The sequence below is a fragment of the Pantoea sp. CFCC18179 genome, from assembly GCF_059412405.1.
This window is the reverse complement of the sequence record NZ_JBNBPM010000005.1, coordinates 188,313-212,101: the sequence shown is the minus strand read 5'-3', so window position 1 is coordinate 212,101 and position 23,789 is coordinate 188,313. Positions and strand designations below refer to the sequence as shown.

At 52.3% G+C, this 23,789-nt stretch carries 26 protein-coding genes; 17 read left to right on the top strand and 9 right to left on the bottom strand.

What is annotated here, in order from left to right; genetic code table 11:
- Nucleotides 1-2: 2 nt before the first annotated feature.
- Nucleotides 3-1,061, bottom strand: coding sequence for an ATP-grasp domain-containing protein (locus ACPUC7_RS12345; RefSeq protein ID WP_494923129.1), 1,059 nt, complete (start codon nt 1,059-1,061; stop codon nt 3-5).
- Between the two features lie 320 nt (nt 1,062-1,381).
- On the opposite strand from ACPUC7_RS12345, the gene ACPUC7_RS12340 reads away from it, so the two are divergent.
- From ACPUC7_RS12340 to ACPUC7_RS12310, 7 genes are all read left to right on the top strand, one after another.
- Nucleotides 1,382-1,966 carry a TerD family protein gene (locus ACPUC7_RS12340; RefSeq protein ID WP_343552077.1) on the top strand — a complete coding sequence of 195 codons (585 nt, stop codon included), beginning with the start codon at nt 1,382-1,384 and terminating at the stop codon, nt 1,964-1,966.
- Nucleotides 1,966-3,138, top strand: a complete 1,173-nt coding sequence (locus tag ACPUC7_RS12335; RefSeq protein WP_494923128.1) for a TerD family protein — start codon at nt 1,966-1,968, stop codon at nt 3,136-3,138. Before ACPUC7_RS12340 ends, ACPUC7_RS12335 begins: the two co-directional genes overlap by 1 nt.
- A gap of 20 nt (nt 3,139-3,158) precedes the next feature.
- The gene (locus ACPUC7_RS12330; RefSeq protein WP_494923127.1) at nt 3,159-3,614 is read left to right on the top strand and encodes a tellurite resistance TerB family protein; all 456 of its coding nucleotides are present in this window, start codon (nt 3,159-3,161) and stop codon (nt 3,612-3,614) included.
- 24 nt (nt 3,615-3,638) lie between these two features.
- Entirely contained in the window at nt 3,639-4,676 is a 1,038-nt protein-coding gene (locus ACPUC7_RS12325) for a TerC/Alx family metal homeostasis membrane protein (protein WP_343552072.1), read from the top strand.
- Between the two features lie 50 nt (nt 4,677-4,726).
- Entirely contained in the window at nt 4,727-5,305 is a 579-nt protein-coding gene (locus tag ACPUC7_RS12320; RefSeq protein ID WP_343552071.1) for a TerD family protein, read from the top strand.
- 60 nt (nt 5,306-5,365) lie between these two features.
- Entirely contained in the window at nt 5,366-5,941 is a 576-nt protein-coding gene (locus ACPUC7_RS12315) for a TerD family protein (RefSeq protein ID WP_343552069.1), read from the top strand.
- A 151-nt stretch (nt 5,942-6,092) separates the two neighbouring features.
- On the top strand, nt 6,093-7,331 hold the full coding sequence (locus ACPUC7_RS12310; RefSeq protein ID WP_494923126.1) for a VWA domain-containing protein: 1,239 nt from the start codon (nt 6,093-6,095) through the stop codon (nt 7,329-7,331).
- 4 nt (nt 7,332-7,335) lie between these two features.
- Here ACPUC7_RS12310 and ACPUC7_RS12305 read toward each other — a convergent pair whose 3' ends face one another.
- Together ACPUC7_RS12305 and ACPUC7_RS12300 are read right to left on the bottom strand one after the other, a co-directional pair.
- The gene (locus ACPUC7_RS12305; protein ID WP_494923125.1) at nt 7,336-8,016 is read right to left on the bottom strand and encodes an HAD family hydrolase; all 681 of its coding nucleotides are present in this window, start codon (nt 8,014-8,016) and stop codon (nt 7,336-7,338) included.
- Nucleotides 8,017-8,126: 110 nt separating this feature from the next.
- Nucleotides 8,127-9,251 carry an AI-2E family transporter gene (locus ACPUC7_RS12300; RefSeq protein WP_494923124.1) on the bottom strand — a complete coding sequence of 375 codons (1,125 nt, stop codon included), beginning with the start codon at nt 9,249-9,251 and terminating at the stop codon, nt 8,127-8,129.
- Nucleotides 9,252-9,473: 222 nt separating this feature from the next.
- Between ACPUC7_RS12300 and ACPUC7_RS12295 the strand changes: the two genes are divergently transcribed.
- Nucleotides 9,474-9,713 (top strand): DUF1272 domain-containing protein, encoded by a 240-nt coding sequence (locus ACPUC7_RS12295; RefSeq protein ID WP_494923123.1) that lies wholly within the window; start codon nt 9,474-9,476, stop codon nt 9,711-9,713.
- Here ACPUC7_RS12295 and ACPUC7_RS12290 read toward each other — a convergent pair.
- Nucleotides 9,665-10,177 carry a 2-thiouracil desulfurase family protein gene (locus tag ACPUC7_RS12290; RefSeq protein ID WP_494923122.1) on the bottom strand — a complete coding sequence of 171 codons (513 nt, stop codon included), beginning with the start codon at nt 10,175-10,177 and terminating at the stop codon, nt 9,665-9,667. The two genes, ACPUC7_RS12295 and ACPUC7_RS12290, sit on opposite strands and share 49 nt — an antisense overlap.
- A gap of 774 nt (nt 10,178-10,951) precedes the next feature.
- Here ACPUC7_RS12290 and ACPUC7_RS12285 point away from each other — a divergent pair.
- From ACPUC7_RS12285 to ACPUC7_RS12275, 3 genes are all read left to right on the top strand, one after another.
- The gene (locus ACPUC7_RS12285) at nt 10,952-11,425 is read left to right on the top strand and encodes an RcnB family protein (RefSeq protein WP_494923121.1); all 474 of its coding nucleotides are present in this window, start codon (nt 10,952-10,954) and stop codon (nt 11,423-11,425) included.
- Nucleotides 11,426-11,533: 108 nt separating this feature from the next.
- Entirely contained in the window at nt 11,534-12,361 is an 828-nt protein-coding gene (locus tag ACPUC7_RS12280) for a Cof-type HAD-IIB family hydrolase (protein WP_343552061.1), read from the top strand.
- A 125-nt stretch (nt 12,362-12,486) separates the two neighbouring features.
- Entirely contained in the window at nt 12,487-14,415 is a 1,929-nt protein-coding gene (locus ACPUC7_RS12275) for a methyl-accepting chemotaxis protein (RefSeq protein WP_494923120.1), read from the top strand.
- A 34-nt stretch (nt 14,416-14,449) separates the two neighbouring features.
- Here the strand turns inward: ACPUC7_RS12275 and ACPUC7_RS12270 are convergent, their stop codons facing one another.
- Nucleotides 14,450-15,760, bottom strand: coding sequence for an iron-containing alcohol dehydrogenase (locus ACPUC7_RS12270; RefSeq protein WP_494923119.1), 1,311 nt, complete (start codon nt 15,758-15,760; stop codon nt 14,450-14,452).
- Between the two features lie 125 nt (nt 15,761-15,885).
- Here ACPUC7_RS12270 and gntT point away from each other — a divergent pair, with 125 nt between their 5' ends.
- On the top strand, nt 15,886-17,202 hold the full coding sequence (gene gntT, locus ACPUC7_RS12265; protein WP_343552059.1) for a gluconate transporter: 1,317 nt from the start codon (nt 15,886-15,888) through the stop codon (nt 17,200-17,202).
- 38 nt (nt 17,203-17,240) lie between these two features.
- On the opposite strand, the gene ACPUC7_RS12260 is transcribed toward gntT, so the two are convergent.
- Together ACPUC7_RS12260 and ACPUC7_RS12255 are read right to left on the bottom strand one after the other, a co-directional pair.
- Nucleotides 17,241-18,323 carry a malate/lactate/ureidoglycolate dehydrogenase gene (locus ACPUC7_RS12260; RefSeq protein WP_494923118.1) on the bottom strand — a complete coding sequence of 361 codons (1,083 nt, stop codon included), beginning with the start codon at nt 18,321-18,323 and terminating at the stop codon, nt 17,241-17,243.
- Between the two features lie 107 nt (nt 18,324-18,430).
- On the bottom strand, nt 18,431-18,676 hold the full coding sequence (locus tag ACPUC7_RS12255) for a hypothetical protein (RefSeq protein WP_007890717.1): 246 nt from the start codon (nt 18,674-18,676) through the stop codon (nt 18,431-18,433).
- Between the two features lie 163 nt (nt 18,677-18,839).
- On the opposite strand from ACPUC7_RS12255, the gene ACPUC7_RS12250 reads away from it, so the two are divergent.
- Nucleotides 18,840-19,019 carry a small membrane protein YohP gene (locus ACPUC7_RS12250; RefSeq protein WP_494923117.1) on the top strand — a complete coding sequence of 60 codons (180 nt, stop codon included), beginning with the start codon at nt 18,840-18,842 and terminating at the stop codon, nt 19,017-19,019.
- Nucleotides 19,020-19,046: 27 nt separating this feature from the next.
- Here ACPUC7_RS12250 and ACPUC7_RS12245 read toward each other — a convergent pair whose 3' ends face one another.
- A complete protein-coding gene (locus ACPUC7_RS12245; protein WP_494923116.1) occupies nt 19,047-19,235 on the bottom strand; it encodes a hypothetical protein in 189 nt (62 codons plus the stop codon).
- 400 nt (nt 19,236-19,635) lie between these two features.
- Here ACPUC7_RS12245 and pagP point away from each other — a divergent pair, with 400 nt between their 5' ends.
- From pagP to ACPUC7_RS12230, 3 genes are all read left to right on the top strand, one after another.
- Nucleotides 19,636-20,208 (top strand): lipid IV(A) palmitoyltransferase PagP, encoded by a 573-nt coding sequence (gene pagP / locus ACPUC7_RS12240; protein WP_494923115.1) that lies wholly within the window; start codon nt 19,636-19,638, stop codon nt 20,206-20,208.
- 150 nt (nt 20,209-20,358) lie between these two features.
- On the top strand, nt 20,359-20,568 hold the full coding sequence (gene cspE / locus ACPUC7_RS12235; protein WP_007890714.1) for a transcription antiterminator/RNA stability regulator CspE: 210 nt from the start codon (nt 20,359-20,361) through the stop codon (nt 20,566-20,568).
- Nucleotides 20,569-20,926: 358 nt separating this feature from the next.
- Entirely contained in the window at nt 20,927-21,352 is a 426-nt protein-coding gene (locus ACPUC7_RS12230) for a GNAT family N-acetyltransferase (protein ID WP_494923114.1), read from the top strand.
- Here ACPUC7_RS12230 and ACPUC7_RS12225 read toward each other — a convergent pair.
- Nucleotides 21,336-22,691, bottom strand: a complete 1,356-nt coding sequence (locus tag ACPUC7_RS12225; RefSeq protein ID WP_494923113.1) for an aminotransferase-like domain-containing protein — start codon at nt 22,689-22,691, stop codon at nt 21,336-21,338. The two genes, ACPUC7_RS12230 and ACPUC7_RS12225, sit on opposite strands and share 17 nt — an antisense overlap.
- A gap of 137 nt (nt 22,692-22,828) precedes the next feature.
- Between ACPUC7_RS12225 and ACPUC7_RS12220 the strand changes: the two genes are divergently transcribed.
- Nucleotides 22,829-23,788 carry an ABC transporter substrate-binding protein gene (locus ACPUC7_RS12220; RefSeq protein ID WP_494923112.1) on the top strand — a complete coding sequence of 320 codons (960 nt, stop codon included), beginning with the start codon at nt 22,829-22,831 and terminating at the stop codon, nt 23,786-23,788.
- The last annotated feature ends 1 nt before the right edge of the window (nt 23,789 follow it).

Genomic DNA, 23,789 nt, shown 5'->3' with positions numbered 1-23,789 from the left:
CCTTATTGAAGCTGGTTGGCGAGGACGGCGTCGTAAGCCACTACATCGCTGATGGCGCGCACGGTGGCAGGAGAGAAATCACGGCGGGATTGATCAATGACCTGTTGCTGATTGATCAAGCCTAGTTGGCGCAGGGCAAACAAGCCGGGAATATTTACGCCGCTGAAACGCGTATAGCCAATGCCGCCAGAAGGGCGCAGGTTAATTTCCAATAACAGCGGATTGCCGCTGGCATCGTTACGCGTTTGCACGTTGACCAAACCATCCGCGCCCATCGCGCTGGCGCAGGCTTTTGCCAGCTCAAACGCCGCGCCGCAGTTCTCCAGATATTGCAGCGCGCCTTCTTTGCGTCGCGCCACTGCTGCCAATACTTCGCCGTTTTCCACCAGCATATCGACAGAGTATTCCGGGCCAGGTAAATACGGCATCAATACCAAAGGCTCCATGCTGGGCGCGGCTTCCAGCGCCTGGAGATAAAACTGTGCATTCACCCGGCGTGCATCGGGATGGGTAAACGCCGCCATCGGCGAGACGCGTTCATCAAACTGCCAGAATCCCATGCCATAAATGCCGGTTACCGGTTTCACGCACAGCGGCAGATCGCCAAATGGTTGTGCGGCGATCAATTCACGCAATTGCGCCGGCGTTTCAACGCGCAGCGAAGGCACCACTGGCAGATTAAAGCTTTGCATGCGTTGGGCGAAGGCGACTTTATCGTCGGCAAGATCGAGCATCGCCACATCGCGTGCGCCGGTTGTTAAGCGCGCACCGCTGGCCTCAATCTGTTGACGATGGGTTTCATACCAATGCGCATGGCGCGCAGCATGAATAGCCTGAATATTATATTTATTAATTGTATTAAGAATAAATTCGAGACGCTGACTATTGTCTACCGGTTCGATTATTGCGTAATCAGCCAGCGAAAGAATTTCATTACGTTGATGTTTATGTGACGCATAAATGAATATTTCGGCCTGGTGTTTTTTAGCCGTTAATTTAATGCCATTAATAATATCGCGTTGGGAGGATAAACCTTCCGTAAGCCAAATCTTGTAAGGCATTTCTGATTATTTCCGCAGGATTTATAAGGCTAGGTTTTGATTGGCGAGTGTAGGGAGCGCATGATTTTAAGTCAATCATAATATGATTCTTTACTTCAATGTAACCTTATGAATTTTAGTGTAAAGAATCGTCAGGTTTGTCTGGCTTAATTCTTAAGGAATATCTGGATAAAATGTCGAAATTCAATGGGTTAACTTGTTTCAAGAAATTGCTATGAAAATAATCTTGTGAGCCAATAACATCATGATATGATTTTGCCCTCATGGAATTAGACGTAAATATAAAAAACCTTTTCAAACCTGTTTGAAGGAATTATGACATGGTTTCACTCGCTAAGAATCAAACGGTATCACTCAGCAAACAAACCGCTTCGCTGAATAAATTACATTTCGGCTTAGGCTGGGATCCCATTCAAAAGAAAGGCTTTTTAAATAAGCTTTTTGGCGGCGGCAGTGATGCTATCGATCTCGATGCCAGCTGCATATTATTGGATCAATCCGGTAATGCCATCGATACCATTTGGTTCCGCGCATTAACCTCCCAATGCGGCGCAGTGAAACACAGCGGTGATAACCGCACCGGCGAAGGTGACGGCGACGATGAAGTGATCAACGTCGAATTGTCGCGTCTGCCTGCCAACGTCGAATACCTTGCGTTCACCGTCAACAGCTTCCAGGGCCAAACCTTTAACGAAGTCGAGAACGCCTTCTGCCGCGTGGTCGATCAAAACGGTAAAGAGCTGGCAACATATCAGCTCAATGAACAAGGTAACCACACCGGCATCGTGATCGCTTCACTGCATCGCAACGGCGGATTGTGGGACTTTACCGCACATGGCCGCGCTAGCGCCGGTCGCACTATCGAAGCGATGCAAAACGACATCGTTGCCGCAGTGGTGCGCTAATGAACATGACGCCGGGGAGCAATGCTCCCGTTCCCGCTAACCAACTGACGGTGCGCGTTCTGTCTGGCGGCGCGGTGGATGCTTCCGCCTTTCGCCTGTTTGCCAGCGGCAAAGTGAATGGCGATGCCGACATGGTGTTTTACGGCCAGCCGGATAACGATGACCGCACCATCAGCCTGAAAAACGAAGGCAATAACAGCGCGTTTACCGTGGATCTCAGCCGCTTGCGTCCAGAGGTGCAGAAAGTTGCCTTCACCGTGACCTGCGACGGCGGCAGAAATGTATCGAGCCTGCAACGCTTAGCGATTCAGGTGGAGCAGAGCGGTGAAGTGCTGATGAACGGCAGCGTTGAGCTGGTGGGACGTCAGGAAGCGGCATTGATTCTCGGCGAACTTTATCGTCGCAACAATGATTGGAAATTCCGCTTTATCGCACAAGGTTTCAACGGTGGCTTAAAGCCATTGGCGGAACACTTTGGCGTGGATGTGGCGGAGCCAGCTCCGACGCCAGCGCCTGCACCGCAAGCTGCACCGGCTCCCGCACCTGCGCCGAGCAAAATCAATCTGAGCAAGGTTTCACTGACCAAAGAGAAACCGGCGATCAGCCTGACCAAGCGCGACAACTTCGGCGAGATCCGTATCAACCTCAACTGGCATCGCGAAACCAGCAGCGGCGGTGGTGGCTTCCGTGGATTGTTTGGCGGCGGCAACAAAGGCGTGGATCTCGATCTTGGCGCTTTTGTTGAACTGCAAGACGGGTCGCGTGGCGTGATTCAGGCATTAGGTGGCAACTTTGGCGCCATGCATGCCAAACCTTTCGTACACTTGCAGGGCGACGATCGTACCGGTGAAGTCAGCGATGGCGAATGGATGCACATCAACGGTCGCGAATGGAAAGAGATCCGTGAAGTGCTGATCTTTGCCTTCATCTACGAAGGCGTTGCCAGCTGGGACAAAACCGATGGCGTGGTGACGTTGCACATTCCCGATCAGCCGCCGATTGAAACACGTCTGACCGAAGGGGAAAACCGTCGCAACATGTGTGCGATTGCGCGTCTGATGAATGAGAACGGCAGCATTCGCGTTGAGCGCATCAACCAGTTCTTCAACGGCCATTCCGAAATGGATAAAGCGTTTGGTTGGGGATTCAACTGGCGTGCAGGCTCAAAATAATTACAGGCAGAGGGTTTACTATGAGTTTCTTCAACAAGGTTAAAGGCGCATTTAATTCTGGCCGCGACGAGTTAACCAAGCAGGTTAGCCGCTTCAAAAATAAAAAGTTTATGCAAGGTACGGTGGCGGTGTGTGCACGCATCGCCGTTGCTGACGGCGGCGTGAGTGCGGAAGAGAAGCAGAAGATGATTGGTTTTCTGCGCGCCTCCGATGAGCTGAAAGTGTTCGATACCAACGAAGTGATCGATTTCTTCAACAAGCTAGTGACCAGCTTCGATTTCGATTTGGAAATCGGCAAGGGCGAAACCATGAAGTACATCATGGCGTTAAAAGATCAACCGGAAGCCGCGCAGTTGGCGATCCGTGTCGGTATTGCGGTCGGTAAAAGCGACGGCGATTTTGATGCTGACGAGCAGAAAGCGGTGCGTGAAATCGCGCTGGCTTTGGGCTTCGAACCAGCAGAGTTTGGGCTGTAATTTTTTGTCCTTAAAGGGTTAATCATGGTTTCTACGCATATTGGCTTCCCGGCTGAAACGGTCGCGGTGTTTATCGCACTGTCAGTGGGCGCTATTTTTATCGACCTGTTTATGCACCGCGGCGATAAGCCGATTTCGCTGAAAAGCGCGGCGTTGTGGTCGGTGTTCTGGGTTGCGGTGGCGATGGGTTTCGCCGGCTTCCTCTATATCCATCACGGCGCTGAAGTTGCCAGCCTGTTCGTCACCGGTTACGCGCTGGAGAAAGTGCTCTCCGTCGATAACCTGTTCGTGATGATGGCGATCTTCTCGTGGTTTGCTGTGCCGGATCGCTACCGCCATCGCGTGCTCTATTGGGGCATCATCGGCGCCATCGTGTTCCGCGGCATCTTCGTGGCCATTGGTACGGGCTTGCTGAGCCTGGGTCCGTACGTCGAAATCGTGTTTGCGCTGATCGTAGCGTGGACGGCGGTGATGATGCTGAAAAGCGGTGATGACAGCGACGAAATCGAAGATTACTCGCAGCATCTGGCTTATCGCATGGTGAAAAAATTCTTCCCGATCTGGCCAAAAATGCGCGGCAACGCGTTCCTGCTGAACCAGAAAGAGGTCGATGCTGAGCTGCAAAAGCCTGAAAACAAAGACGTGACCATTGGCCGTGGCAAGAAAGCCGCGCTGTACGCCACGCCGTTGATGCTGTGTGTGGCAGTGGTTGAGCTTTCTGACGTGATGTTCGCCTTCGATTCCGTTCCAGCGATTATTGCTGTGAGCCGCGAGCCGCTGATCGTCTACAGCGCCATGATGTTCGCCATTCTCGGCCTGCGTACCCTGTACTTCGTGCTGGAAGCGTTGAAACAGTATCTGGTTCACCTGGAGAAAGCGGTGATTGTGCTGCTGTTCTTCATCGCGCTGAAACTGGGTCTGAACGCGTCCGATCATATCTGGCATCACGGTTACAGCATCTCTGCTAGCACCAGCCTGTTTGTGGTCTTGGGTGTGTTGGCGGTCGGTATTGTGTTGAGCGTGATGTTCCCCGGGAAGCCCGAGGAAAAAGAAGAGAACTGATCTTCTTCCTGTGTTGAACCTGAAAAATCATTAACCAAGAGGTAATTACAATGAGCGTTTCTCTATCTAAAGGCGGTAACGTTTCGCTGAGCAAAGCGGCACCAACCATGAAAAACGTCCTCGTTGGCCTTGGCTGGGATGCACGTTCCACCGATGGTCAGGACTTTGACCTTGATGCGTCAGCTTTCTTGCTCTCTGCCAGCGGCAAAGTGCGCGGCGACGCTGACTTCATTTTCTACAACAACCTGGTTTCTTCTGACGGTTCCGTGACGCACACCGGTGATAACCGTACCGGCGAAGGCGACGGCGATGATGAGTCACTGAAAATCAAACTGGATATGATTCCAGCCGATGTCGACAAGATCGTCTTCGTGGTCACCATCCACGATGCGCAAACCCGTCGTCAGAGCTTCGGCCAGGTTTCTGGTGCCTTCATTCGTCTGGTTAACGACGACAACCGCAGCGAAGTGGCGCGTTACGATCTGACTGAAGATGCTTCAACCGAAACCGCAATGCTGTTCGGTGAGCTGTATCGCAATGGCGCCGAGTGGAAATTCCGCGCGGTAGGCCAAGGCTACGCCGGCGGTTTGGCGTCTGTTTGTGCGCAATACGGCATCAACGCTTCGTAATAGCTTTAACGGGCAGCCGCGCGCTGCCCGCATCCCTCAATACACAGCAGGAGCTTTACAATGGCAGTTTCTTTAGTAAAAGGCGGTAACGTTTCCCTGACGAAAGAAGCACCGACCATGAACGTAGCCATGGCGGGTTTGGGTTGGGATGCACGTGTCACCGACGGTCAGGATTTCGACCTCGACGCTTCAGTCTTTATGGTGGGTGACGACGGTAAAGTGCTGAGCGACAGCAGCTTTATCTTCTTCAACAACAAAAACAGCAGCTGCGGCTCAGTTGAGCATCAGGGCGATAACCGCACTGGCGCGGGCGAAGGCGATGACGAGCAGGTCAAAGTGACCTTGTCGAAAGTGCCAGCCGAGGTGAAGAAGCTGGTGTTCGCGGTGACGATTTACGATGCGGAAGCACGTAAGCAGAACTTCGGCATGGTCAGCAACAGCTTCATGCGTATCTTCAACAATGACAACGGCGCAGAGATCGCACGTTTCGATCTGTCTGAAGATGCCTCTACCGAAACCGCGATGGTGTTCGGTGAACTGTATCGCAACGGCAGCGAATGGAAATTTAAAGCCGTTGGTCAGGGCTTTGCAGGCGGCCTGGCCGCGCTGGCTTCGCAGCACGGCGTGAGCGTGTGATTTAGCCAATACGTTAGCTGAGCCTCGGCATGTCCGGGGCTTTTTATTGCGCATTTTCCGGCAGTTAAGCGTTAATCGGTCACCATAAATGGCGACCCTACGAGATTTGGCGTGGATTTCAGCTACACATCGAAAACAGGAGGTTGAAAAGATGATGTTACAACCGGGTCAGAATATGGCGCTGAACAGCAGCGTGTTAACGTTGCGACTCAACTATGAGCTGTCGTCAGCGTTCAAAGGTGAAATTGATACCAGCGTTTTTCTGCTCAATGCCACAGGGAAAGTTAGCGGGGACGACGACTTTATCTTCTTCAATCAACCTGCTACGGCCAATCGCAGCGTGGTTCTGCACAGCACATCGCACGCCAGCACGGTTTCACTGGATCTAACAAAAATCGCTGCCAGTGTGAGCAAAATTGCCATCACCATGGTAATCGATGGTGATGCAACGCTCGCCGCGTTGGACAGCATCCATTTCAGCGCAGAGAATATCGCGCAATTCAATCCTGAAACGCACGGACGCAGCGAGAAAGCGCTGATTCTCGCCGAAGTCTATCGTCACAATGACGGCTGGAAGTTGCGCGCGTTAGGGCAGGGATTCAACGGAGGTCTGGAACCGTTGGCGCGCAATTTTGGTGTCGATGTGGCACAGCCCGCGCCGATTGCTGCGCCCAGCGTGGTAAGCCTGGAGAAAAAGCTCGAACAGAAAGCGCCAAGATTGGTGAGTTTGGCGAAAAACGCCAGCGTCAGCTTGAGCAAATATCAGCTTCAGGGCGTAAAAGCCAAAGTGGCGTTTGTGCTGGATGCATCGGGTTCGATGAAAAACCAGTTCAGCAAAGGCAACGTGCAGGCGGTGTTGGATCGCATTGCGGTGCTGGCTGTGCAGTTTGACGATGACGGTTCGATGGATGTCTGGGGTTTTGCCCAGCAGCACGCCAAATATGCCGATGTGACGCTGGATAATCTCGATGGTTACATCACTAACATTCAGCGCGGTGAAAAGAAATCAGCGTGGGAAATCCTGCCCAAATTGGGCGGCACCAACAATGAACCGCCGGTGATGGAAGAGTTGATTGATACTTTCCGCCACAGCGATTTGCCAGTTTACGTGGTGTTTATCACCGATGGTGGCATCAGCAAAACCCGCGCTATTAAAGACGCAATTCGCCGCTCGGCGAACTATCCGATCTTCTGGAAATTTGTTGGTCTCGGCGGCAATAATTACGGCATTTTGCAGGAGTTGGATGACTTCTTGGATCGCCGCATCGATAACACGCATTTCTTTGCCATCGATAACTTTGCCAGTTTGGCGGAAGACCGCTTGTACGATTTGCTGTTGGAAGAGTTTAAACCGTGGCTGGATGCGGCCAAAGCTGACCGCATCTATTAATCGACTAGGGATCCAGACGCAGCATGCGCAGTTTTTCCATCGGCACGCGGCGTTTCTTCCAGGTTGGATGGAAGTGACGCCAGTGCGGATCTTGCGCGGCGGCGAGCAGTTCGAAGTCGCCGCGCGTATCGCCCCAGGCGCGAAGATGGTAATTGTGCAGCGGGCCGTAGACGCTTTCGAGGCGCTGGACTTTTTGTCCGCAGCGGCAGTTATGTCCGGTGATTTTGCCGGTAAGAACGCCATCAACCACTTCCAGTTGAGTGCCAATCAACTTGATGCCCAAACGTTCGGCAAAAGGCTCTAACACCATCGCCGGGGAAGCCGAACAGATGGTCACTTCTGCGCTGGAATTGACTTCAGCGGCAACTGCCAACAATCCCGCCGGACGCATCAACTTATTCCAGTTGGCGGTGCAAAACAGCTGCGCTTGCTGGCGCAGCCATTTTTCTTCAACGCCGGTTAAGAAGGTGTGAATCAGCACTTCTTTCAACTCATCGCGCGTCAGCTTTTTGCGCATGCAGCGCAGCGTTGGCAGCGCCAAGCGGGCGATTTTGCGTGCGAAGACGCGTTTGCCAAAGCTAAAGCGCAGGAACGGGATGAAGCTGTCGTGAATGGTCAGCGTGCCGTCAAAATCAAACACTGACAGCACCTGATCTGCACGCGCTAGGGATGAATCCATGGACATGTTGTGTCTCGTCTCAATGCAAGCGGTAATCAATGCAGCGATGATAGCAAATTCCACGCGCGGGTTCATCGCACAGCCGCCTTCCCTGGCGGCCTGACGTTGCTTAACCGTTACTCGCGGGCTTTTCCCTCTTCCTCGCGCGTTTTACCTTCTTCGATAAACTCTTCATCAATCTCTTCTGAGTTCTCTTGATTATCGCGGCCGGAAAGCAGATTCCAGCAGGCAATAAACAGTGCGGCGATCAGCGGGCCAATCACGAAACCATTGATGCCGTAAACTTCCATGCCGCCAAGTGTCGAAATCAGAATCAGATAATCAGGCATTTTGGTGTCTTTGCCGACCAGCAGCGGGCGCAGAATGTTATCCACCAGGCCAACCACCACCACGAAGAAGCCAATCAGGAACAGCGCTTTCCAGATAGCGCTGGTGGCGAAGAAGAAGATGGTTGCCGGAACCCAAACGATCGCCGAACCTACCGCTGGAATCAGCGACAAGAACGCCATCAAGGTGCCCCACAACAAGCTGCCGTCGATGCCAGTGATCCAGAAGGCGATACCGCCAAGAATCCCTTGCACCACCGCAACCACTACCGTGCCTTTCACCGTGGCGCGCGATACCGCCGCGAATTTCATCATCAGGTGATGTTTCACGTAAGTCGAAAGCGGCAGCGCTTCCAGCATCAAATTCACCAACCACGCGCCGTCTTTCAGCAGGAAGAACAGCAGATACAGCATCACGCCAAAGCCCACCGTGAAGGTGAAGGTACCTTTGCCGATCAGGAACGCGCTGCCCGCCAAATATTGGCCGCCTTTAAGCGCAAAACCGGACAGTTTTTGCTGAATCTCTTGCGCATTATTGAGGTGATTGTCCGCCAGATATTGCTGTGCCCACGACGGCAAATGCTGCAACAGATCAGCAAATACCGCAGGAAACTGCGCCGAGTTGCTTTGCAGTTTGGTGTACACGGTGTTGACTTCCACCACCATCGAAGAGGTGATCAGCGCCAGCGGTGTGAACACAATCAGGCAGATAATCAGCAACGTAGCGAACGACGCCAAACCGTTGCGATCGCCCATTTTACGGCGTAACAAAGATTTCAGTGGATGGAAGATCACCGCCAGAATCGCGGCCCAGAAAATGGCGGAAAAATACGGTGTCAGCACATCAAAAAATGCGACCGTGACGATCGCCAAAATAACGATAAAGAAGCCGAAATTAAGTCCTTTAATACGCATTACAGTGTCTCGTTTGTCGATAGGGCGACTGAACTATAGAACGCCTGGCGGAGAATGTAATGTTTTTAGGCGAGATCGCTTAAAACGCGGCATATTGGGCGTGATTCGGTCATCCTGGATGGCGATCCTATAAAGCATCATGTCCCGATTTGTCCGTTTGATGTCTTGGTAGAAGTGCGCGCATGCGATGATGATGGTGGCTGAAATTAATGGGAGATCGCCATGCTGGAATTACGTCCTAACTGCGAATGCTGTGATAAAGATCTGCCGCCGGAATCAATGGATGCGCGTATCTGTTCATTTGAATGCACCTTCTGCGTCAGTTGTGCCGAAGGCGTGTTGGCGCAGTGTTGCCCGAATTGTAGCGGTGAACTGGTGCGGCGTCCGATTCGTCCGGCAGCGGCGTTAATGCGTCATCCGGCGTCAACCACCCGACATTTGTCCACAGCGGCTACGCGCTGAACCAGTTCGGCTAATTGAGATTCAGCAAACACCTCAATGCCATGCTGGCGCAACAAGGCTGCGGCCACGCCTTGTCCGGGTAACTGTTGGCCGCTGAAGCTGCCGTCATAAATGTGTTGGCTGCCGCAGGTTGGGCTGCCATCGGTGAGCAGGGCAAATTTGCAATCAGCTGCTTGCGCGGCGTGCAGCGCCAACCAGGCTGCCAGAATATAGTGTTGCGTAACATCCTTGCCGTCAGATTCGAGGATGCGCGCTGTACCGGCTAATACTTGTGCTGCATCGCCGCCATCGATCTCGGCAGGCAAGCGCGGCGTGTGCAAACCGGCAGCCATTTCCGGACAGTGAATGACCAAACGTTGTTCCTCTCTCCAACGTGCGAGCGTATTGGAGATAAGTGCTTTATCGCTACCGTTATATCGCACCGCATATCCCATCAGACAGGCACTGACTAATATTCTCTCCATCTATCCTGATTCCTTAAATATGCAGTCGCGGCCTCTTACACTATTTATGTGTTGCGCAACAACTGTAATATTGAGCGTGATATTAATCACTGTATTGTATTAATGTGCACATTACCTGACTTCTTCTAATTAACGATGTATAAAATGATAAATAACGCTGAAGTTTGAGCCGCAATACGTAGGCCTGACGCAAGGTTTGTTAATGTTTATTTGATTTTAAAGGGTTTTATTTTTTTTGATGGTGTTTTTTGTCATTTTAAATTGATGATTAATTTATGTATTTTAAACAATATTAAGCGCTGGTCAGAGCACGGACCTTATTTGTGGTTAGAATTCGTTGCGCAAAATATTATTTGCATAGCTAGTTTGTTTTTGCGTATTTTTCCGAAAAACAGTGCTTTTAGAAAGCGTTTTTCAATTTTAAATGGTATTGTTTACCGGCAATGCTAGTGATGTGGCGTTGTGTGCTTCAGTTTTACCCTCACTCTTGTAGGGTTTACCCGCTTATGCAATTTATGGAAATTGAATTATCCTCCCGATCCTTGTGATCGGGTTTTTCTTTAATTTCCGCCTCCGATATTCACCTATTTCCCCACGCTTAATTTCGGACCAAGTTATGTCAGAGAATTCACAATCGTTAAGAAAGTGATAATTTGGGGTAATTTCCTGTAAGCTTCCGATTTTTAAGAGTTTTGGAAATGCTTTTTTGCCGACAATTAATTGATAGTGATGCTCAACGGCACAGCAACCGCCGTTATCATTGGAGGCAACATCATGAAAAAAACAACATTAAGTCTTATTGCGTCACTTATTGCATGCAGCACACTGATTTCTAACGTAGCGCGCGCCGATGATCATGGCGATCAGCGCTGGCAGCAGCACGGCGGCGACCAGCATCAGGATCATGGACGTGGCCCTGATCATGGCGGCGACCATGGTCCGGATCATGGCTACAATCACGACCGCGGTCCTGGTCCTGATCGTCACGACCATTATGCAGACCATCGTATGCCGGAAGGGCATCATGGCGGCGATCGCTTTGCCTGGGGCGGCCATGATTTCCGTCGCGGCTATCCCGCACCGCCGGAATTCCGTGGCCCACATTATCGTGTAGATGATTGGCGCGGCCGTGGTTTGTATGAACCACCGCGTGGCGAACATTGGGCCTATATCGACGGTAATTATGTGCTGGTGGCAGCCGCAACGGGTATCATCACCGCCATCCTACTTAACGGCGCTTTCAACTAATTTCCCCGACGGATGGCGATGGCCATCCGTGTTTCTCTCCGCTTTATCCGCTCACCAGGTTATTCTCTATACGACCCGTTTTTCCTTTTGAGACGTTAAGGAGTGATGATGACCGTGGTAAAAATGGTGGCGGTGGATAAGGACGGCACCTTTCTCGACGACAATAAACAGTTCAATCGCCCGCGTTTTGCCGCTTGCTATCAGGAAATGAAGCAGCGCGGCATCAAATTTGTGGTAGCCAGCGGCAACCAATATTACCAACTCAAATCCTTCTTCCCCGATATCGCCAGCGAAATCGCCTTTGTGGCGGAAAACGGCGCGTGGATCATCGATTGTGACGAAGAGTTGTTCTGTGGTTCGTTCTCGCGGCAGGACATTGATGCAGTGCTGGATACGCTGCACAACGGCAATTATCCCGAACTGCGCTACATCCTGTGCGGACGTGACAGCGCTTATTACTTTGAAGGCATTGACGAAGAGTGGCTGGTGAAGATGCGTCACTACTGCCATCGCCTCAAGCCGATTCGCCGCCTGGAAGATGTGGGCGACGATAAGCTGTTCAAGTTCGCGCTGAATCTTTCTGATGATTATGTTGAACCGCTGATGGCAGACATTGAGCGTCTGCATCATGGTGCAGCAGCGGCGACCTCCAGCGGGCACGGTTCGGTCGATTTAATCGTGCCTGGCAATCATAAAGGCCATGGATTGGATCTGCTCGGCAAGCGCTGGGGCATTGAACGCAGCGAGATTCTGGTGTTTGGCGATGGCGGCAACGATCTGGAGATGTTGCAACAATCGGGCTTCAGTTTTGCCATGGCGAACGCACCGCAGAAGGTGAAAGACGCGGCACGCTTCGAAGCGCCCAGCAACAATGAAGAGGGCGTGTTGCAGGTGATTGAGCAGATGCTGGCGGGCAAACCGCCGTTTGTCATCTAATCGTCATCTAAAACTCAATTTATTCTTCGCTTTGCCGATATTCGATTGTGACGGAACGCACAATTCGCCGCTGAGCGGCACTTCTTATCTCAATCGTTAATGCAGTCGGTTAGTAAGGATAAATTATGTTGCCAACCCGTTTGGCTGCCCGAATGACTTTGGGCGGCCTGTTATTACTGTGTGTCACCACCGCCGTGGTGTTCTCGGTGCTGATGTTGCGTGGTCAGCCACGCGTCATCGAGACCAGCCATAAACTGATTGAGCAAGCTGGCAGTAATTTAGTGAGTCAGCTCAATCAGCAATTAATCCGCATTGAAGGCGAAGCCGTTAGCATGGCGCGCCTTGCCGAAGTGTTACCTCACGATGCAGCACTGTGGCAGCAAAGTTTCCCGCAAATCATCAACAGCAGCGGCAATAAAACCATTGCGGGGGGCGGCATATGGCCGGAACCCGATGCGTTTACGGCTGGCGTGCAGCGCCGCAGTTTCTTTTGGGCGCGACAAGCGAACGGCGCGTTGGCCTATTCTGATGATTACAATCTGCCGGCGGGCAACGGCTATCAGCAAGAAAGCTGGTATAGCGCGGTGCGTAATGCACCACGCGATCGCTGCGGTTGGTCAGAGGTTTATCAGGATCCGGTTTCTGCTGTGAATATGGTGACCTGTAGCGTGCCGTACGTGGCGGGCGATCGCTTTGCCGGCGTTGCTACGCTGGATGTGCAACTGGATAACCTCGCCGGATTTATGCAGCAAAAAGGGCAGGTGACCGGCGGCTATGCCTTCGCGCTTGATGGTGCTGGCAATTTGCTGTATTACCCCGGGCAAGATCTCAAATCATTGAGCAGTTTAAATAAGCTGGCGGAAAAATCCCCGTGGTTGGCTCCCCTTGCTGCGCGCATCGCTGAATTAAAAGACGATGGCAAGGTGTTGCAGTTGTCTGATTTTAACGATGATTATTTGCACACTCATGCGCAGGTTTCGCTGTTCCGCATGCCCGGCACCGGTTGGGTGATCGGTTTAGTGACACCGGAAAGTGCCGTTAGCGGCTTGGCTCGCACCATGATGCGCGATATCTTCACCTTCTTAATTCCAGCGATGATCGTTTTGCTGTTCCTGACTTGGGCGTTCACGCAACGCATTGGGCAGCGCCTGAAAGCGACTCACGCTGCGTTGGATGAGATCGCCAACGGCGACGGCGATTTGACACGTCGCCTGACCAAAAGCGGGCGTGATGAATTGGCAGATATTGCCGGCGCATTTAACAGCTTTGTCGACAAGATCGCGGGTGTGATTACGCGGGTGCAGGGCAGCGGCGAAACCGTGGCGGCGAACGCATCCGGCTTAGCCCACAGCAACAGCGCGCTGTCGGAGAAAATTGCCGAACAGGCGGCGGCGCTTGAGCAGAGCGCAGCGGCGATGGAGCAGCTCAACGCCACCGTGCAGCAAAATGCTGAGAATACCCGTCTTGCCGATGCCGCCGCTGAACAAACCGCGCAAATCGCACGCAGCAGCAGCGAAGTGATGAGCGAAGTGGTCAGCACCATGGGCGCGATTCAATCCTCATCGCGACGTGTAGCTGAGATTTTGACCGTAATCGATAGCATCGCGTTTCAAACCAATATCCTTGCGTTAAATGCTGCGGTTGAAGCCGCGCGGGCGGGGGAACAGGGGCGTGGTTTCGCGGTGGTGGCCTCTGAAGTCCGCGCACTTGCACAGCGCAGCGCCACGGCGGCGCAGGAAATTAAGGCATTGATTGCCGATTCAGATAGCAACGTTTTGGCCGGCAGCAAGCTGGTGGAAGGCGCAGGGCAGCAGCTGACGCAGTTGGTTGGCGACGTGCATAAGGTGAAGCAAGTGGTCAGCGAAATGCGCGTGGCGGGTGATGAGCAGAGTAAAGGCATCGCGGAAGTGACGCTGGCGGTTTCGCAGATGGAGCGCGGCATTCAGCAGAACCTGATGCTGGTGACGCAAACCGCTGAAAACACCCAAGCGTTGCGTGATGAAGCCGCGCAACTGGCGCAAGAAATTGCCATGTTTAAAGTGGCCGAGCAGTAAACGAATCGGGCAGCCATAGCGCTGCCCGATTGTGTTAAACAATGCGCCAGGCGGCGGCAATCATCTCTGTCAACGTCGGTGCATCGTAACTGACCCAACCGTTTTTACTGTTGGCGCGTGCCACAATCCAATCCACCTCCGTTGCCGCAAGCGTCGGTCCATCGATCCAGAACGCGGTAATCGCATGGTGCTGAATCCAGGCTTTTAACGCCAAAGCGGGCGGGGCGGGATCGTCTGGCAGTAGCTGTTGACCGAGCTGCGCCATCAAACGTTGCTGCTCAACATGCTCGGTTTCCGCTAATACATCGAGGAACGGGAACAGCAAACGACCACATACTTCGCCGTGATGGAACGGCTTGATGGCGCCTAATTCTCCGGCTATGCCGTGGATTACCCCCAAACCGGCACTGCTCAAGCACACGCCGCCTAACCAGGATGCCATCATCATCGCTTCGCGCGCGGCATCGCCACGCTCATTATCACGATTGAGATCGGGCCACGCTTTGAAGAACAGTCGCAGGCCGTTCAGCGCGGTTTGCTGGGTAAATAGATTACCTTTGCGCGACAGATACGCCTCAAATAAATGGGTAAACGCATCAATGGCGCAGGTGGCTAGCACACTGTCCGGCGCGCCTTTAAGCAAGTCGGCATCCAGAATCGCCACCTGCGGCACAAACACCGGATGACGCAGCGAGGCTTTGACCTGAATATGTTGCTGATCGGTCACCACCGCATTTTGCGTGGCTTCACTGCCGGTACCCGCGGTGGTAGGAATCGCGATCAGCGGTAAGGTGATGGCTTGCACCGGCGTATCGCCAACTTTTTCCAGGTAGCGCGCGGTGTTCAGCGGATGTTGCATCATGGCGCTGAAAGCTTTGGCGGCATCCAACACGCTGCCGCCGCCAATCGCTACCACGCGATCAACGTGGCCGCGCCAGCGCCGCACCCATTCATCAATCTCACCCGGCGACGCTTCATGACTGACGATTTCGTAACCGAGGATCTGATCGTTTAGCGCCGCGCCCAAACGCGCCCAGGCGGGGCCATTTAGAAATGAGCGGCCGCAAAACAGCAATGTGGGTTGCGGATTGGCTGAGAGCAGAGGAATTAACTGGTCGATGCTGCCGCGACCAAACAGGGTTTGTTGATTACTGTACAACTCGATCAGATTCTCACTCACCTGCATGTCCTTTTTGATTGGCGTAAAGAACCTAGTGTAATCAAAAGCCGTGACATTCCAGCGGCAAACATTCTGATAACCCGCTGGCAAAAAGTTGATCACCTTCGCAAAACAGAAATTCCGCCGCCGCGACTGATGCTTTGCCAGCAATGTTACCCTTAACATGATACCCGTAACATTGCGTGGCGGGATAATTTCTCGCTGTGCTCGCTGCTGAATCTTACGTCCTCTGGGATAACCAAAATAAACCGCTGCCGGCAGCTCGCCGTGCGCAAAAGTGGAGAAAAATTATGCCATTACTCTATGTGGCGATTGGCGTAGCGTTACTGCTGTTGCTGATGATTCGTTTCAAGTTAAACGGATTTATTGCGCTGATTCTGGTGGCGCTGGCGGTTGGCATGATGCAGGGCATGCCGGTCAATAAAGTCATCGTCTCGATTAAAACCGGTGTCGGCGGCACCTTGGGCAGCCTGGCGCTGATCATGGGCTTTGGCGCGATGTTGGGTAAACTGCTGGCAGATTGTGGTGGCGCGCAACGTATCGCCACGACCTTGATCGCCAAATTTGGTCAGAAACACATTCAGTGGGCGCTGGTGCTGACCGGATTCACCGTTGGCTTCGCGCTGTTCTATGAAGTCGGCTTTGTGCTGATGTTGCCGTTAGTGTTCAGCATCGCCGCCTCTGCGCGCGTGCCGCTGCTCTATGTCGGTGTACCCATGGCTGCGGCACTTTCGGTTACGCACGGTTTCCTGCCGCCGCATCCTGGCCCAACAGCGATTGCCACCTTGTTTAATGCTGATATGGGCAAAACGCTGCTGTACGGCACGCTGTTAGGTATTCCAACCGTGATTCTGGCGGGGCCGGTTTATGCACGTTTCCTGAAAGGCATTGATAAGCCGATCCCTGAAGGATTGTGGAACCCGAAAACCTTTACCGAAGCAGAAATGCCAGGCTTTGCTGTCAGCGTTTGGACATCGTTGGTGCCGGTAGTATTGATGGCGCTGCGCGCGGTGGCTGAAATGCTGTTGCCGAAAGGTCACGCGTTGCTACCGTATGCCGAATTCTTTGGCGATCCGATCATGGCAACCTTGATTGCGGTGCTGATTGCTATCTTCACCTTCGGTCTCAATCGTGGACGCAGTATGGACGAAGTGATGGGCACCATTACCGATTCCATCAAGATTATTGCCATGATGCTGTTGGTGATTGGCGGCGGCGGGGCGTTCAAGCAAGTGCTGGTGGACAGCGGCGTGGATAAATACATCGCCAACATGATGCACGCTACCAACCTGTCGCCGATTTTTATGGCGTGGTCGATTGCGGCGGTACTGCGTATCGCGCTGGGTTCCGCGACCGTGGCGGCGATTACGGCGGGCGGGATTGTCGCGCCATTGATCATTACCAGCGGAGCCAGCCCAGAATTAATGGTGATTGCGGTCGGTTCTGGTAGTGTGATTTTCTCGCACGTTAACGATCCCGGCTTCTGGTTGTTCAAGGAGTATTTCAACCTGACCATCGGCGAAACTTTCCGCTCATGGTCCGCGCTGGAAACCATCATTTCAGTGTGCGGTTTGGTCGGTTGCTTGTTGCTGGCTAACGTGGTGTAAGTTTGATGGCTGAGGCCTGCGCCTCAGCCATTAACGCCTTACTGTGTTAACGCACGAAACGCAGCAAGTTCCTCTTCTGGCATTCCCGCTTGCAATGCCGCCGTGCAGATTTGCTGCCAGCTGTTGCTATCCAGTGGAATGCCATTGCGATTGCGCTCCACCCGATTATGTTCTTCCCACTCGCCTGGCACCTGAATCGGCGCATCACCGCTTTGTGGCGACTGTTTCACCCAATCAAGGAAGGATTCCGCTTCTTCCTGCATCGCCGGTGCATCAAAAGCATCAGGATTGACGATGATGGTGGTCATGCAGTTGAAAATTGCATCGTGGCAGGTGACTAGCGTTTCATCATGCGTGGTGCGTCCACCGGACAGCGCACCGCCGAGAATTTCACACATCGTCGCCAGCGCATACCCTTTATGCAAGCCAAATGGCATCAACGAACCATACGGTGCTTGATGCATCACGCCAGGTTGGGTGGTGGGTTGGCCTTGATGGTCGATGAGATATCCTGGCGCAACGTCCTGGCCTTTATTCCATGCCACGCGCGTTTTGCCAAATGCGATGCCGCTGGTGGCAAAATCGAGCAACAAAGGTTTGCCATTCTTGCGTGGGAATACGGCGCAAAACGGATTGGTACCGAAGCGACGATCGCTGCCGTTGAATGGCGCGACCATCGGATCACCCATCACGTTAACGAAATGGAACGAGACAAAACCGGCCGCTGCACACTGTTCTGCCCAATGTCCAATGCGTCCGATGTGATGTGAATGGTGTAAACCCACCGCCGCGATGCCCAGTTTAGCGGCACGCTCAATGCCAAGCTGCATCGCCTCAAAAGCGGCAACCTGACCAAAGCCGTTATGGCCATGCAACGTCAGCACCGCACCGGCATCTTTCTCCAGCGTGGTGTGTTGATTCAACTGCAAAAAACCGGCCGACAGCGATGTCATATAGCTGGGAATCATGCCGACGCCGTGCGAGTCATGGCCGGCGAGGTTAGCGGCCACCAAATGATCGGCAACCAATTTTGCCTCTTCGATGCGGCTGCCCGCATGTAACCAGATAGCCTGAACAAATTGATGAAGGTGGGAAGGGGGAATGCGATGCAAGGTACTCACGCGGTCAATCTCCTTATCATGATCAATAACGCATCCTGCGACTAAAACAGTAATAACGGCAAGTCAGTATTTGGCAAGGAAAGGGCCACAAACAGTGGCCCAAAAACTCAGTGCGGTTGTTCAAAACCCGCTTTAACCATCTGATCGCGCAGTGCGCGGGTAATTTCACGGTTCCCACCCGTAATCGGATAAATGACATTGTTGACGACATCGTCAAGATAATGCTCTTCAAACTCCTGCATGGTGAGTTGCGTGCCACCTTCATCGTTAATCGCAATGCTACCGCTGATGTGGTTGCCGTAATCCTTTGCCTTAAGGCTGTAACGCCCCATGCTGGTATTAATTGTGCTCATAAAATTCTCCTTGTTACGTAGGCATTGATAACAATTGAGGCCTGCTTTAGGCGCTGTAAGTTTAGACGCTGGGTGATGGAAAAATGCACGAACAAGGCGAGGGAAATTGATCGCTGCGACCGGTCTCGCAGAAATTCAATGTGACTAAACACGGCGTCATCAAATGGACGTGAACAGCTTCGCAGCGCGCAGCGAAAGCAGAATGATCATCTATACTGATTTGCAGATACGTTATTTTTCATACATGAAGGAGCGAACAATGAAAATAATTCTGTGGATCATCGCCATTATCTTCATCGTCGGATTACTTACGATAACAGGCGTGTTTAAGCTGATTTTCTGATATGAAAAGGCACCTGCGGGTGCCTCATTATTGCTCTGCAAAAGATTTTTCTTGTTCCGCAAAAGCCACTAATCGAGGAATGAGATCGCGCAAATCGAGCGGTTTTTGGCAGTGCGCGCAACAGGCGCCGTGATGATCTGGGTTATCGACCTTTTTCCGTTTGGGGGAAGTGTAAAAAAATTTACCGCTACCGCAGCGGCTACAACGAATTTTCACCTGCTTTCCTTTCCTCTCCGTCCTGGAGCTATGAGAATTAACTTAATCATCGGAAGAGTTCAATTGATAAATTTAATTGAATTATTACTTATGTGAATGATCGGTGGTAAGTGTATGAATAGTCGATTGTTGTCCCGGGTAACCATCACGCAAGGTTTGCACTTATTGTGCATGACATAACATTGCTCATCGGTTTAATAGCCGTTTCGACTCTCTTCCCTGTCTCAAGTACAATTAAGCACTGGATTACATAAAATCCCAGACTTTACCTGGAGTGATCAATGTCGACTTCCAGTAAGCTCCTGTGTGAGTAAAGTAAGACATTTCGCAGTTCAGAAACTTGCAAACGCTGCATCGATGTTGATGTGGCTTTTAGAATGATTTGACGGGAAATTTTGTTGTGAATCGGCACATTTCTGCAGCTTTAATCGGCTGCTTTTTGACTTTAACGGTCTCATTTTCAGCATTAGCGGAAACCACCTCACAAGCCATTAAGTCGGGCTGGAATACCTTTAGCGATAACGTCGCGCAAACGTGGTCGCAACCGCAAAGCTACGATTTTTATCTTCCAGCGATAACCTGGCATAACCGCTGGACCTATGACGATGAGCACATCAAAAAGTACAACGAACGTCCGTGGGGCGCGGGTGCAGGTGTGTCACGTTGGGATGAGAAGGGTAACTGGAACGGTTTGTATGTGATGGCGTTCAAGGACTCATTTAACAAATGGGAACCGATTGGCGGTTACGGTTGGGAAGCCACCTGGCGACCGCTGAATGATCAAAATTTCCATTTGGGTGCAGGCTACACCGTGGGCGTTACCGCGAGGGATAATTGGAAATATATCCCGGTTCCGCTGGTTTTACCTTTAGCATCAATCGGATATGGTCCGGCAACTTTTCAAATGACTTATATTCCGGGTACTTACAATAACGGAAATGTCTATTTTGCCTGGCTAAGATTTGAGTTTTAAGATTTAAACGTGCGCAGAAAGTGTGATCAGCACGCAAAAAATCAATATTTATCACTTTTTCATCAATTCGCACTGGACAAATGTCACCGCAATTGCTGTACTAGACGTCGACACAGTTTAGTGTCCTTTTTTCATGTAAAGGTAATATAGATGTCTAAGATCAAAGGTAACGTAAAGTGGTTTAATGAGTCGAAAGGCTTCGGTTTCATTACTCCAGAAGATGGCAGCAAAGATGTATTCGTACACTTCTCTGCTATCAACAGCAACGGTTTCAAAACTCTGGCTGAAGGTCAGCGTGTAGAGTTCGAAATCACTGACGGTGCTAAAGGCCCATCAGCTGCTAACGTTATCGCACTGTAATTTAACAGTTCGAATTCTGAAAACCCGCCTAATGGCGGGTTTTTTTTATGCTTTTTTCAGGCTCGCCACCAAATAATCATCCAGCTGATGATGGCTAACGTCGTCACGCTCAACGCCATAAATTCATCGAAAGAACGTGGGATGCAATTTTTCATGGTTCTGGCCTCAAAGATTCATTTTCCTCAGCATGACAAAGCCAGATTAAGTCTGCCTTAAGCGATGATGACACTCTGGTGACAGGGCGGATTCTGCGGCACGTCTCACAGATAACTGCCGTAACATCCCCTCAACAATCCTTACTTGCAGATTTTTGTCTGGCAACGCTATATAAATGCTCAGGGAAAAGTGAGGAGGCAGGATGAACATACGTCAGGCAGAAGCAAAAGACAGTTTTGCGCTGAGCGCGTTATTAACCGAACTCGGTTACAGCGCGACAGAAGGATTTATTGATTCACGATTGGAGCAACTGACCAATCACCCGGATGAAGTTTTGCTGGTGGCAGAGCATGGCAGCCAGGTGCTGGGTTTTCTGTCGCTGCACTTCATCCCTCAATTGGCGTTAGCCGGTGACTTTGCCCGCATCAGCTACTTCTGTATTGCCGAAGGCGAGCGCAGCAAAGGCAGTGGACAGCAATTGCTGAGTCATGCCGAACAGTTGGCGCGCTCGCGCGGTTGCGATCGCATGGAAGTGCATTGCCACTCTTCGCGCTTGAAGGCCAATCAGTTCTATGCGCGCGAAGGTTATGTGGAATCGCCGCGCTATCACATCAAAGATCTGGGCTGATATGCAGATCGCGTCCGGTGGCAATCACAATCGCATCGGCGATGCTAGCGAGTTGGGCAAACGGCAGTAACACCGCGCTGACGCGAATGAATTGTCGGCTGATGATGCTGCAGCGTTCACCGGGCAGTACCGCAATGCCGCGGGCGGCCAGCGTGATCATGGCATATTGCTCTGATTCCACCGGAATCCATACGCTCAAGCCATCGCGCTCCTCCAGCAGCAGACCACGCTGAGCCAGCGCGGCCAGGAGTTGTTGCCGACGCTGCGCATAAATGGTTTTCGCCTGCTGAATACGCTGCTGTGTACTCGCATCATTCAGCATCCACGCTACGGCATCCTGCAAAATTCGGCTGGTCCAGCTCACACCAAAATTGCGCCACGCTTGCAGCCGCTTCACCATTTCGCTGGTGCCCGAAAGCACCGCCAGACGCAAATCCGGGCCGTACGCTTTAGAGAACGAATGCACATGCAGCACGCGTTCGGGATAGTGAACGCCCAAACTCCATACCGGCCAGCGCGACAGATCGCCAATGCCGTCATCCTCAACGATGATGGTGGAAGTGTTTGCCAGCACCTGCGCTAGCTCCAGGCTGCGCCGTTGGCTGACGGTGTATCCGGTAGCCGAATGAGTACGCGGCTGATAGATAAACATCACCGGCGATTTTTGCAGATGTTTGGCCAGCACATCGGCGCGCGGACCTTGCTCGTCGCAGGGCAGCGGCAAAATTTCTGCACCAATGTTATCCAGCATGTCCAGTAAGCGTGTCGCGGTGGGATCTTCAATCACCACACAGTCGCCGGGCGATACCAGCGTCTGCACAATCAAATTCATCGCATCAAATCCGCCATCGGTTGCCAGCCAGGCTTCGGCGGGATAAGGCCAGCGTGGCGCCACTGCGGCCTGCAATTGTGGCGAAATCGCTTCACGTTGATAGCTATTCAACTGCGGCGAAACAATACCCGCCAGCATCGCCTCCCGCAAATCCGGCAGCAATGCGGGATCGGGTGAAGCCATTGCCAGCGAAGCCTGAATATTTTCGCCGTAGTTGCCGATGGTTTCGAAGCGAATCGGGCGCGGCATCACGCTATTGCCACTGACCCACACGCCGCTGCGACCTTTTCCCGCCAGCACTTTCTGCTTCTTTAGCTGCGCCCAGGCAGCGGAAACGGTTGCTGGACTGACGCCTAATCGCTCCGCCAGCTCACGCACGGCTGGCATTTGCATCCCTACCGCAATCTCGCCATCGCGAATCAAGGTGGAGGCGACATGCGCGATGCCTTTTACCGAAGCGTCGGTTATTTGTTCACTGAGCCACTCCAAATCGACAATTTGCGTCATAAGAAAAACCTTTGTTCAGTAACAAATAATAGATTGTTCAGATTAGTATTCGCGATTTAGACTCAAATTCAAGCACTATTTGCTGCATAAATAATCACAGCCGCAAGGCTGGCAGAACAGACGGGGAAAGCATAACTATGATAACCATCAGACTGGCGGTACGTGACTGGGATTACTTCACACCGTTGGCACTCGGCGATATCAAGCCGGAAGGGTTTTCGCTGGAGATCGATCGTGTCGGTACGCTGGTGGACAACCTTGCCACCAGCGACAAGTACGATGCCGGTGAAGTGTCGTTCAGCCGCTATGCGCAAGCCCGCGCTAAAGGCGACAGTTCGCTGCTCGGCTTGCCGCACTTCCTGATGCGCGGCTTCCGCCAGCGCTGCATCATCACTACCGCAGAAAGCCCAATTACTACGCCAGCACAGCTGAAAGGCAAAAAAATTGGCGTTACCGGTTGGCAGGATTCGGGTAATACCTGGACGCGCACCGTGCTGCGTGAAGCGGGCGTAGAGATTGATGATGCGTACTGGTTTGCCGGGCGCTTAACCGAGGAGCATCCCATTGTTGATCGTCTGGCCGGTTTTGGTCGTCCGGGCCGCATTGAGCCCGCACCGGGCGAGCACCCACTGATCGAACTGCTGAAGTCGGGCGAGTTGGATGCGGTATTCACACCGTTCATGCCGGAAGGCTTTTTCCTGCCAGATTCAGGTTTACGTCAGCTGCAAGTGGATTTCGCCAGCGCCGAACGTGACTACTTCAATCGTGTCGGTTACGTGCCGGGTATTCATCTTTTGGCGATCAAACCGGCATTAGCCGCAGCGCATCCGTGGTTGCCACAAGCGCTGAGTGACATCATCGATCGTTCGTACCAGATGTGGATGAAGAAACGCGAGAAATACGCCGACACCACGCCGTGGTTGCTCGACGATTTGCGACGCACCGCGCAGGAATTACCTGCCGACTGGAATCAAAACGGATTTACCGCTAACAAAAAGATGATTGCCGACTTTGCTAATGAGTTGTTCCAGCAAGGCCTAACTAAAACGCTGTTGACGCCAGAGGATATTTTCCCGGCGGCGGCACAAGGAGAATGAC